Source organism: Mixta sp. (assembly GCF_024610815.1).
GTDB lineage: Bacteria > Pseudomonadota > Gammaproteobacteria > Enterobacterales > Enterobacteriaceae > Mixta > Mixta calida.
Window position 1 is genome coordinate 45082 of the sequence record NZ_JANION010000148.1, and the last position, 11446, is coordinate 56527.

12 protein-coding genes are annotated in these 11446 nt (G+C 58.8%); 3 read left to right on the plus strand and 9 right to left on the minus strand.

Annotated elements, in window-relative coordinates; genetic code table 11:
* Positions 1–42: 42 nt before the first annotated feature.
* Positions 43–663 (minus strand): BamJ family beta-barrel-assembly machinery protein, encoded by a 621-nt coding sequence (gene bamJ, locus MYY08_RS11075; protein WP_038623926.1) that lies wholly within the window; start codon positions 661–663, stop codon positions 43–45.
* A 217-nt stretch (positions 664–880) separates the two neighbouring features.
* On the opposite strand from bamJ, the gene MYY08_RS11080 reads away from it, so the two are divergent.
* A complete protein-coding gene (locus MYY08_RS11080) occupies positions 881–1423 on the plus strand; it encodes an OapA family protein (RefSeq protein ID WP_288014154.1) in 543 nt (180 codons plus the stop codon).
* An 89-nt stretch (positions 1424–1512) separates the two neighbouring features.
* Here the strand turns inward: MYY08_RS11080 and rplI are convergent, their stop codons facing one another.
* From rplI to yjfP, 5 genes are all read right to left on the minus strand, one after another.
* Complete coding sequence (gene rplI / locus MYY08_RS11085; RefSeq protein ID WP_038623917.1) at positions 1513–1962, minus strand: 50S ribosomal protein L9; 450 nt, start codon at positions 1960–1962, stop codon at positions 1513–1515.
* A 40-nt stretch (positions 1963–2002) separates the two neighbouring features.
* The gene (gene rpsR, locus MYY08_RS11090) at positions 2003–2230 is read right to left on the minus strand and encodes a 30S ribosomal protein S18 (RefSeq protein WP_000135199.1); all 228 of its coding nucleotides are present in this window, start codon (positions 2228–2230) and stop codon (positions 2003–2005) included.
* A gap of 4 nt (positions 2231–2234) precedes the next feature.
* Positions 2235–2552, minus strand: coding sequence for a primosomal replication protein N (gene priB / locus MYY08_RS11095; protein ID WP_288014172.1), 318 nt, complete (start codon positions 2550–2552; stop codon positions 2235–2237).
* A gap of 6 nt (positions 2553–2558) precedes the next feature.
* Entirely contained in the window at positions 2559–2954 is a 396-nt protein-coding gene (gene rpsF, locus MYY08_RS11100) for a 30S ribosomal protein S6 (RefSeq protein ID WP_038623908.1), read from the minus strand.
* Positions 2955–3300: 346 nt separating this feature from the next.
* Positions 3301–4050, minus strand: a complete 750-nt coding sequence (gene yjfP / locus MYY08_RS11105) for an esterase (protein WP_288014182.1) — start codon at positions 4048–4050, stop codon at positions 3301–3303.
* A 209-nt stretch (positions 4051–4259) separates the two neighbouring features.
* Here yjfP and MYY08_RS11110 point away from each other — a divergent pair, with 209 nt between their 5' ends.
* Entirely contained in the window at positions 4260–6191 is a 1932-nt protein-coding gene (locus MYY08_RS11110; RefSeq protein ID WP_288014173.1) for a methyl-accepting chemotaxis protein, read from the plus strand.
* 53 nt (positions 6192–6244) lie between these two features.
* The gene (gene bsmA / locus MYY08_RS11115) at positions 6245–6577 is read left to right on the plus strand and encodes a biofilm peroxide resistance protein BsmA (RefSeq protein WP_038623904.1); all 333 of its coding nucleotides are present in this window, start codon (positions 6245–6247) and stop codon (positions 6575–6577) included.
* Here bsmA and MYY08_RS11120 read toward each other — a convergent pair.
* The 3 genes from MYY08_RS11120 to rnr all read right to left on the minus strand — a co-directional run.
* Complete coding sequence (locus MYY08_RS11120) at positions 6551–8176, minus strand: isovaleryl-CoA dehydrogenase (RefSeq protein WP_288014175.1); 1626 nt, start codon at positions 8174–8176, stop codon at positions 6551–6553. The genes bsmA and MYY08_RS11120 overlap by 27 nt on opposite strands.
* Positions 8177–8317: 141 nt before the next feature.
* On the minus strand, positions 8318–9052 hold the full coding sequence (gene rlmB / locus MYY08_RS11125; RefSeq protein ID WP_038623900.1) for a 23S rRNA (guanosine(2251)-2'-O)-methyltransferase RlmB: 735 nt from the start codon (positions 9050–9052) through the stop codon (positions 8318–8320).
* A 77-nt stretch (positions 9053–9129) separates the two neighbouring features.
* Positions 9130–11446 (minus strand): ribonuclease R (gene rnr / locus MYY08_RS11130; protein WP_288014177.1); only part of this gene is annotated, 2317 nt, incomplete at its 5' end.

The window sequence follows — 11446 nt, forward strand, 5'->3', positions numbered from 1 at the left end:
GCTACTGCTGCTGTGATTGACCGGCTTTTTACACCGCGAGCGTTAAATGATATCCAGCAGTTCAACGTCGAACACCAGCGTGCTGAACGGCGGGATAGAGGCGCCAGCGCCGCGCTCGCCGTAGGCCAGGTTGTGCGGGATGGTTAATTCCCATTTTGAGCCAACCGGCATCAGCGTCAGGGCTTCAATCCAGCCGGCGATCACGCCGCTGACCGGAAATTCCGCCGGTTCGCCGCGCGCAACGGAGCTGTCGAATACGGTGCCGTCGATCAGTTTGCCGGTATAGTGAACGCGTACATGATCCTGACGAGACGGAATCGGTCCGGTTCCCTGGTGAATGACGCGGAACTGCAGGCCAGACTCGGTGCTGTTCACCCCTTCACGCTGGCTGTTTTCCTGCAAATACGTTTGTCCTTCCGCCGCCATCGTCTCCTGGCGCTCACGGCGAACGGCGTCAGCACGCTCGTGGATTTCACGCAGCGCACGATGTACGACGTCAACCGGCACCGCAGGCGCATTCCCTTCCAGCGCATCGCGCAGGCCCGCCAGCATCGCTTCCGGCAGTAATCCCTGCAGGCCGGAATCCAGCAGCTGCTGCCCTACCTGCAAACCGATACCGTAGCTGGCCTGAGCTTCAAGGCTGTCAAAAGAAGGGGTCGTCATAATTTATCCTTTCATCATTGCATCAAAAGAGCGGGCAGCATATCAGCCCACGCTGCGGCGGTAAAATATGCATTCTCTCAATGACTTTTCGTAGCGAAAAGGAAACAATAGCGCCATCGCAATTTTTGTAATCCAGACAGGCACTTTGCCTCTTTTTTGCCCATAATTCATCGTTGAAAGTAACTGCGACGCGCCCGAGGTGCTGGAGGTAAATGTAATGCATAACGAATCCCATCCTGGCATCCGATCACGGCTGACAAGCATCTGGCATCTGCCGGACCGCATCAGCTGGATGAGTCCCCTGCCGCCAGCGCATCGCCGCGGCATTATTCTGGCTTTGTTGGTGATGCTGGTGGCCTTTCTCTGGCCTGAGCCCTCTCTGCACGATACGGCTCCCCGCCCGACGAACACGGTCGGCAGCAAAGAGGTGCCGTTGCAGGCCGAGATTTATAATAATTCCCCTGCTGCTCCACAACCGGCGACGCCGCAAAAAGATGAGGATCGCTGGCAAAGTTATCAAATTGCCTCTGGTCAGACGCTGGCGCAGTTGTTTCGCGATAATAATCTGGAGGTGAATGATGTTTTCGCCATGGCGCGGGTTGAGGGCGATGATAAACCGTTGAGTAATTTGCATAGCGGTCAGCAGGTAAAAATTCGTAAGGATGCAAACGGCGTAGTGACCGGATTAACGGTTGAAGGTGAAAATGGGCCGGTGCTCTTTACCCGTCAGACCGACGGTACTTTCCTGCGCGCGCAATGACCTGCGCGCCGCCGCAACCGATCTCACCGCTGATAGCGATACAAAAAAAACGCCGGCTCAGGGCCGGCGTTTTCTTATTACTGAATTGCTTACTCAGCAACGATGTTCACGTTCAGCTTAGCAAATACTTCGCTGTGAACCTGGAAGCTCACTTCGTGCTCACCGGTGGTGCGCAGAACGCCGTTCGGCAGGCGAACTTCGCTTTTCGCCACTTCAACGCCAGCCGCAGTTACTGCGTCAGCGATGTCGCGTGTACCGATAGAACCGAACAGTTTGCCTTCGTCACCCGCTTTAGAAGCGATGGTCACGGTGCCCAGCGCGTTGATTTTCTCAGCGCGAGCGTTGGCTGCAGCCAGAACGTCAGCCAGTTTGGCTTCCAGTTCGGCACGGCGAGTTTCAAAGAACTCAACGTTTTTCTTGGTTGCCGGCACAGCTTTGCCCTGCGGAACCAGGAAGTTACGAGCATAGCCCGCTTTAACGTTGACCTGATCGCCCAGGCCGCCCAGGTTTGCTACTTTATCAAGCAGAATAACTTGCATTACCTTATCCTCTCAAAGTCGATAATTGGACAGTGGCCGATTACTGATGACGATCAGTGTACGGCAGCAAAGACAGGTAGCGCGCGCGCTTGATAGCACGAGCCAGCTGACGCTGGTATTTAGCGCGAGTACCGGTGATACGGCTCGGTACAATCTTACCGCTTTCAGTGATGTAGTTTTTCAGCGTAGCGATATCTTTGTAGTCGATCTCTTGAACGCCTTCCGCGGTGAAACGGCAGAACTTGCGACGACGGAAATAACGTGCCATTTGGCTAGTCTCCAGAATCTATCAATTCAATCTGCTCGGCATGCAGCACGATTTTACTCAGGCCATTGCGCCCTTGGTGGCTGCAAATAAAGCCTTCAACGGTTACCTGCGTGCCGACCGTTATATGTTGAGTAATCGCCTGATTCGCCTGTCCGCTGATAATCACGGGCATACGACACCAGGCCTGCCGGAAGAATCCGGCCTCTTCCTGCTGCGAGCGATGCTCAAGCACCAGCTGGCAGTGTGAAATCCCTGACGGACTTACTTTTTGCAACGGCGTCCTGCACACAGTGCCGGACAAACGCAGCCGGTTCGCCGTCACGGTCGATTACTCTTCAGAATCCCCGGCATCTGCATCGTCAGAGGTTTCGTTAGCGAAATCTTCACGACGCTCACGGCGCTCGTCTTTCGCTTTAACCATCGGAGATGCTTCGGTTACGGCGTTTTTGGTACGCATAACCATGCTGCGGATAACGGCGTCGTTGAAGCGGAAGTTAGTTTCCAGCTCATCGATGACTTCCTGCGGCGCTTCAACGTTCATCAGAACGTAGTGCGCTTTGTGCAGTTTGTTGATCGGGTAAGCCAGCTGACGGCGGCCCCAGTCTTCCAGACGGTGAATCTTGCCTTCTGCACCAGTGATGGCACCAGTGTAGCGCTCGATCATGCCCGGAACCTGTTCGCTCTGGTCAGGATGAACCATAAAGACGATTTCGTAATGACGCATCGAGTTTGCTCCTTACGGATTATTCAGCCTCCTGTCAGGGTCAGCCGCGGCCCATGGAAGCAAGGAACGTTATAGGCTGTGTCCCGCAGCTGTCGTAAGCGGCGACAAAAGCGTGTTAGCAAGGCGGTGAGGACAGAAAACGGACTTCCTGACAACGCAGATAACATGGTTTTGCAGCGCGGCTCATTCAACAGCTGTGAGACACAGCCTGCTAATGCGGCTGAAAAATTGACGCGTAATCATACTGGCCCACGGGGGGAAACTCAAGCGGGATTCACATTAAAAATGCATTTAGCGGCGAGGCTGACCGGGAAAGGCGTCAGCCTGCTGGAAACAGGGTGATTAATCAAAGGGATGACTGGAAGAAATCAACCAGAGACCGCAGCGCCAGCGGCGTAATTTTATGGCCGACGTTGGCTTCGGTGAGCCAGGTAAGCTGATTATCGAACTGCGCATCGCGCAGGGCCGCCTTCAGGCGCAACGTTTCCGCCGTCGGCACGAGCTCGTCCGCTTCGCCATGCCACAGCAGCAGCGGACGATCCCCCAGCCTGGCGAGCTGACGGCTGGGATCGTAGTCCGCCAGCGGCGCAAGGCGCTGGCTCAACGCCTTCTGCTGTTCCGGCGTCTGTGCCTGAAAAGGCGGAAACAGCGTCTGGCTCAGCGACATGAAATAGCCGGAGCCCATCAACGAGGCGACGCGGTCGATCTGCGGATAACGCGCCATCGCGCCCAGCGCGGTCATGCCGCCCATTGAGGCGCCCGCCACGCCGAAATGCCCCGCTTTGATCCAGCCGCGCGCCCGCAGCGCATTTTCTATCTGTGCCGTTTCATCGATATTGCTGAGCAGAATCTCCCAAAAGCGGGTCAGGCGTCGGGCGTCATCGCCGTCGTAGCGCGAACCATGGCCATCGGCGTCCGGCATAATCACACGAAAACCGGCCTGCGCCAGCGCGACGGCGGCCCAGGCGTACACCTCTTTAGAAGAGAGATAACCATGCCAAAATATCACCGTCGGCAGCGCGCGGTCACGCTCTCCGGCGGGCGCGGCGTGCAGGCATTCAATCCCGCCGAGCGGCTCCGTAGTGAGCTCAATCATCACTTCTGCTGTTGCATTTTCCAGGTTCATTTCGCTTCGCCCTTTTTCCGTTGCTGTTGAAAAAATAGCCTTTGATTATAAGCCGTTACCCGTCATCTTTATGAACGCTGTGAAAAAAGTTTCCTTTCCCCTGCGGTTTGTAGGGTAAAACTTGGCCAGTTTCGGCCGTTTAACGAGATCCCATAATACAATCCTAAGGGTAATAACTCATGAAGTGTCTTTCACTTAGCCGCGCCAGTTTGGGCGTCAAGCTATCGATAATGACCTCCTTGAGCGTGGCCGTGCTTTTTCTCATCCTCACACTCGCTTTAAGCAATAACGCAGCCAAACAACTTCAGGCGTTAACGCTGGAAAATATGGAAAACCAGGTGGCGGGCATCGCCGATATGGCCGGCATGTTTAACGCAACGCTCAGCGAAGAAGTAGCTAACTACACCAACCTGTTCCAGAGCTTCCTGCCGAAAACCTTCAGCCGCGACGAAAGCGCGCGTATTACGGTCGGCGATTTTTCCACGCCGACGCTACGCGCCGGCTTAAAAACGCTGAACCTTGATGAAGAGGTAGTGGATGATTTTCTTGCACGCACCGGCGCGATCGCCACGATTTTTGTGCGCGACGGCGACGACTATATTCGCGTCGCCACCTCGCTGCGTAAAGAAGACGGCGCGCGCGCGATGGGCACCCGTCTCGATCGCCAGAGCCCGGCGTTCGCACTGGTGAACAAAGGCGAAGCTTACCGCGGCCTGGCCGCACTGTTCGGCAAACGCTATATCACGCAATACCAGCCGGTCACCGATGCCAGCGGCACGGTGGTCGGCATTCTGTTCGTCGGCGTGGAGATCGGCAAACAGGTCGCCCTGATGCGCGATAAGGTGCTGGATAAATCCTTCAGCGATACCGGCCGTTTTATGGTAATGAGCGGCGCGCCGGATCAGACGCGCGGCAAATGGCTGTTCCATCCGCATGAAGAAGGCAAAACGGCGCGCTGGACGCCGGACGTGATGCAGCAGCTCACCTCGCAGCAGAGCGGCACGCTGGAAACCGTATTGGATGGCGAATCGCGCATTGTCGCCTGGCAGCGCCTGCCCGGCTGGAACTGGATTATCCTCGGCGACGTGGATAAAGACAGCCTGCTGGCGCCGATTACGTCCGCGCGCAACACCTTCCTGCTGCTCGGACTGGGCCTGGTGATTCTGTTTGCGTTGAGCTTCGTAGTGATTACCCGTCGCTGGGTCAGCACCCCGCTACAACAGGTAATCCATCTGGCGGAACAGTATGCGGACGGCAATCTACAGGCGACGCTGCAAACGCGCCGCAATGACGAAGTCGGCCAGCTGATCGCCGCCATCAACGGCATCGGCGACGGCCTCGCGCGTATTGTTTCGCAGGTGCGCACCGCCGCGCAGGAAATTAGCCAGGGCACTGACGCCATCGCCATAAGCAGCGAAAATATCAGCGAGCAGATCACCCGCCAGGCCAGCAGCGTGGAGGAAACCTCTGCCAGCATGGAACAGCTCGGCGCGACGGTGGATCAGAATGCGGCAAACGTCTCGCAGGCGCTGCAGCTGGTAGCGGAAGCGGCGACCGCCGTACAGCAGGGCGATGAGAAGGTCGCCCACTCGGTCAATACCATGTCGGCGATTAAAGTCTCCTCTCAGAGCATCGCCGATATTACCCACGTGATTGAATCGATCGCCTTCCAGACCAACATTCTGGCGCTGAACGCGGCGGTAGAGGCGGCGCGCGCCGGTGAGCATGGTAAAGGCTTCGCGGTCGTGGCTGCCGAAGTGCGTGCGCTGGCAAGCCGCAGCGCGCAGGCGGCGAAAGAGATCGATTCGCTGATCGCCAATTCTCTCAACAGCGTAAACCAGGGACATATGCTTTCTGAGCAGACCCGCAGCGCCATGGAAAACATCGTCACGCGCATTGAACAGGTCAAAGCGCTGATGGGCGAAATCAATATCGCATCGCAGGAGCAGTCCGCCGGCATCGGCCAGGTGAATATTGCCATGACGCAGATTAGCCAGGCGACGCATCAAAACACCGAACTGGTGGCGCAGTCGGAAGATACCGCCCATGAGCTGAGCAAGAAAGGACACCATCTTACCGAGCTGGTTAGCGTTTTCACGCTGAAAGGCTAACGAATCAGTGGGGATCGCATACACTTTAACGATCCCCACTGTGAGGAACCCTTATGCGCACGCTTTTTTTTCTGCTGTTAACCCTGACGCTCAGCGGCTGTAGCGCGCTGCGTCCAACGCCTGAGGCGCCGCCGCCGCCAACCCAACAGGCGCAGGAGATCAATCGCGGTCAGAGCATCGGTTTGCCGCGGCTAGGCAGCATCACCAGCACTTCACGCGGCTCGCCGGACGACGCCCAGCGCGAAATTGCCCGGAAAGCGAACGCCGCCGGCGCCGCCTACTATCAAATTGTCGCGCTCACCGAAACCGTCATGCCCGGCCTGTGGTACGCCTCAGCGGTGCTCTATGGCCCAGCGGCCTCAGCCGCCGGTAGCGCGCAGCAGTAAACGCTCGCTGACCGTTTCGTTAATCAAAGAAGGGCCGCGCACATCAAGATAGTGACGGCACCATGCGTCCGCCAGCGGCGGCTCCCGCTCGGTCAACAATAGCTGGGCGGTCGCCAGCAGCAGCAGCTGTGCGGTGATGTCGCGCGCCTGCGCCTCCTGCGGTTTACGCAGACGCAGCTGCAACTGTCGCCAGCGCCGATCGAAATGACGGTTCAACCCTTTTACCGCTTCAAACTGCGCGGCCAACATCTCCGGCAGCGCAGGCTGTTTTCTGAAGACGCGCAGCACATCCAGACACATCACGTTGCCGGCGCCTTCCCAAATGCTGTTGACCGGCGCTTCACGGTAAAGCCGGGGCAGTTCGCTCTCTTCGCAGTAACCGATGCCGCCGACGATCTCCATCGCCTGCGCGACAAACGGCGCGCCCTCTTTGCAGATACCGAATTTTGCCGCCGGGGTAAACAGCCGCGCCCAGGCGCGCTGCTGCTCATCCTCCGGCTGCGACCAGGCGTGGGCGAGACGCATCAACAGCGCCGTCTGTCCCTCCAGCTGCAACGCCTGCTGGCAAAGCAGCTGGCGCATCAGCGGCTGATCGACCAGCGCTTTCCCCATCACCTGACGCTGATGCACATGGAAAAGCGCGACAGAAAAGGCGCGGCGCATCAGGCTATGGCTGCCCAGCGCGCAGTCAAAACGGGTATAGCCGCCCATTTTTAAAATCTGGCGCACCCCTTCCCCTTCTTCGCCCAGCAGCCAACCGAGCGCGCCGTCAAATTCGACCTCGCTGCTGGCGTTGCTGCGGTTGCCCAGCTTCTCCTTGAGTCGTTCAATACGCACGGCGTTGCGCGTGCCGTCCGGCAGCAGACGCGGCAGGAAGAAACAGCTGATGCCGCCCGGCGCCTGCGCCAGCACCAGATGCGCATCGCTTTGCGGCACGGAAAAGAACCATTTATGGCCGGTAAGACGATACGCTTCCCCGCTGCCGCGCGCGCCGGTGGGTTCGGCGCGCGTGGTGTTGCTGAGAACGTCAGTGCCGCCCTGCTTTTCCGTCATGCCCATGCCGATTAGCAGGCCGCGTTTTTGCGGCGCAGGCTGTAAATGCGCGTCGTAACGATCGGAAAGCAGCGGCGGCAGCCAGTCGGCGAACAGCGGCGGCAGGCTCGCCTGCAACAATGGCGTCGCGCCGAAGGTCATGGTGATCGGGCAGAGCGTGCCGGATTCCACCTGGCCGTGCAGCATAAAGCGCGCGGCGCGGGCGACGAAAGCGCCGGGCCGGGCGTCCGCCTGCCAGGGCAGATTATGCACGCGATTAGCGCACAGCCCCTGCATCAACAGATGCCAGGCGGGGTGAAAGCGCAAATCATCCAGCCGTTCGCCGCGTGCGTCGTAGCGCAGCAGCTCAGGCGGAAAGGCGTTCGCCAGCCGTCCCAACTCCAGCGATTCGCTGCTGCCGAGCTGCTGTCCGACCGAGGCCAACAAATCCAGATCCCACGAGGCGCCATAGCGCGTCACGGCTTCACGCAGGGGCGTATCGGAAAGAAACAGGTTGCTGTTGCTGAGGGGAAAAGGCTGATTGAAAACGGTATGGGTGAAAGGCATAACGGGATCTCCATACGGAAACCCCGCTTAAGGCCAGGCCGGGCTTCCGGGGTTGTCCTGCAGTAGTTTAATTATGCAGAAACCCGTGGAAGATGCCCGTGATGGCGTGTCGTTTCGGGGCGTGGGTCACGCCCCGAAGAATTAGCCGCGACGCTGACGCACCGCTTCAAACAGACAGATGCCGGTCGCGACGGACACGTTCAGCGACGACACGCTGCCCGCCATCGGCAGGCGAATCAGATCGTCGCAGTGTTCGCGCGTCAGACGACGCATCCCTTCGCCTTCCGCTCCCATCACCAGCGCCAGCGGGCCGGTCATTTTGCTCTCCCACAGGTCGTGCGTCGCTTCGCCGGCGGTGCCGACGATCCAGACGTGATACTCCTGCAGCAGACGCATAGTGCGCGCCAGGTTAGTGACGCGGATCAGCGGTACGTTTTCCGCCGCGCCGCTGGCGACCTTTTTCGCTGTAGCGTTAAGCTGCGCCGAGCGATCTTTCGGCACGATCACCGCGTGCACGCCCGCCGCATCGGCGCTGCGCAGACAGGCGCCGAGGTTATGGGGATCGGTAACCCCGTCAAGAATCAGCAGCAGCGGCGATTCGATAGAGGCCAGCAGGTCGGGCAGATCGCCTTCCTGATAGTGTCGGCCCGGCTTCACCTGGGCGATGATACCCTGATGCACCGCGCCTTCAACTTTGCTGTCGAGCCACTGGCGGGTGGCGACCTGAATAACTATGCCCTGCGCTTCCAGCGCGGCGATCAGCGGCTGTAAACGACGATCGTCGCGGCCTTTCAAAATCCAGACCTGCTGAAAACGTTGCGGGTCGCGCTCTAACAGCGCCTGTACGGCGTGAATGCCGAAAATTACTTCACTCATGTTTTATCCGATGCTGGTTACGGGCGGCCCTGCCGCCCTCTGGCCTGCGGCGCGACAGGGTTCGCCTGTGTTACCGCCTATGCCTCTTTTTTCTTCGCTGCGCGCTTCGCTTTGGTCGCGGCGGCGATTTTACGGGTTTTATCCGAAGGTTTTTTCGCTTTTTTCTCGCTTTTCGGCTTAGCGGCTTTTTTTCCTTCGCCGCGGAACGCTTCGTTCGGTTCGAAGTTGGCGTTTTTACGCATCTCGCGACGGCGTTTGTTATGGGCGCCGGCGCCGCCTTTTTTCGCCTTTTCACGCTCGGTTTTACCTTCGCCGCGCGGACGACGCTGGCTGGAGATCAGGGCGAAATCGATTTTGCGCTCATCCATATGCACCGCTTCCACGCGCACTTCAACGGTATCGCCAAGACGATAGGTGCGGCCGCCCGATTCGCCAATTAAACGCTGTCCGACGGCGTCGAAACGGTAGTAGTCGTTGTCCAGCGTAGAGACATGCACCAGCCCGTCGATAAACAGATCGTTCAGGCGCACAAAGAAGCCGAAGCTGGTAACGCTGGCGATGATGCCGGTAAAGGTATTGCCGACCTGATCCTGCATAAAGTCGCACTTCAGCCAGTCCGCCACGTCGCGCGTCGCTTCATCGGCGCGGCGTTCGGTCATTGAACAGTGCAGGCCCAGCTGCAGCATCTGCTGCATATCGTAATGGAAACCGCCGGTCGGCGTGCTGTTGCCTTCCAGCGTGCCCGCCTGCTGCGCCAGCAGATATTTGATCGCTCGATGCAGCAGCAGATCGGGATAGCGGCGGATCGGCGAGGTAAAATGCGCATAGGACGACAGCGCCAGGCCAAAGTGACCACGGTTTTCCGGGTCGTAGACCGCCTGCTTCATTGAACGCAGCAGCATCGTTTGCAGCATTTCGTGATCGGGACGATCGGCGATGGTTTCCAGCAGCTCGGCATAATCCAACGGCTGCGGTTTATTGCCGCCCGGCAGCGACAGGCCCAGCTCGGCCAGCACGGAACGGAAGCTTTTGATGCTGTCGTCGCTGGGACGATCGTGATCGCGGAACAGCGCCGGCTCCTGATGCTTCTCAACAAAGCGCGCCGAGGCGATGTTCGCCAGAATCATACACTCTTCAATCAGCTTGTGCGCATCGTTACGCACCGTACGCTCTACGCGCTCAATACGGCGCTCAGCGTTGAAGATGAATTTGGCTTCTTCGGTTTCAAACGAGATGCCGCCGCGCTGCTCACGCGCTTTCTCCAGCACCTGATACATGCTGTGCAGCTCTTCCAAATCCTTCACCAGCGGCGCATATTGCTCGCGCAGTTCCGGGTTGCCCTGCAGAATCGCCCACACCTTATTGTAGGTCAGGCGCGCATGGGAGTTCATCACTGCTTCATAGTGCTTATAGCCGGTCAGCTTGCCGCTGGCCGAAACGGTCATTTCGCACACCATGCAGAGGCGATCGACCTGCGGATTCAGCGAGCAGAGACCGTTGGAAAGCACTTCAGGCAGCATCGGCACCACCTGCGACGGGAAATAGACCGAGGTGCCGCGGTTATGCGCTTCGTTATCCAGCGGCGTGCCGGGACGCACGTAGTAGCTGACGTCGGCGATGGCGACCCACAGGCGCCAGCCGCCGCCGCGTTTTTTCTGGCAGTAAACGGCGTCATCAAAGTCGCGCGCATCTTCGCCATCGATGGTGACCAGCGGCAGCTGACGCAAATCGACGCGCCCCTGCTTCGCCTCTTCCGGCACCTCTTCGCGCAGCGTGGAGACCTGAGATTCAACTTCCGCTGGCCAGACGTGTGGGATTTCATGGGTACGCAGCGCCATATCGACCGCCAGGCCGGTGCCCATATCGTCGCCCAACACTTCGGTAATCTTACCGATCGCCTTGGTGCGGCGCGTTGAACGCTGCACCAGCTCGACGACCACGACGGAGCCCATACGCGCACTCATGATCTCTTCCGGCGGGATCAGAATATCGAAGCTCAGACGACTGTCGTCCGGCACCACAAAGCCGACGCCGGCTTCGGTGAAATAACGGCCAACGATCTGGCTGTTGCGCGGCTCCAGCACGCGCACTACGCGCGCCTCGCGGCGTCCCTTACGGTCGGCGCCCTGCGGCTGAGCCAGAATAATGTCGCCGTGCATGCAGAATTTCATCTGCTCGGCGGAGAGGTAGAAATCGTCTTTCTGTCCTTCAACGCGCAGGAATCCGTAGCCGTCGCGGTGGCCAATCACCTTGCCGCGCAGCAAATCGAGACGTTCAGGCAGGACGTAGCACTGGCGACGGGTAAAAACCAGCTGTCCGTCGCGCTCCATGGCGCGTAGACGGCGACGCAGCGCTTCCAGCTGCTCTTCGCCTTCGATATTCATTTCGGCCGCC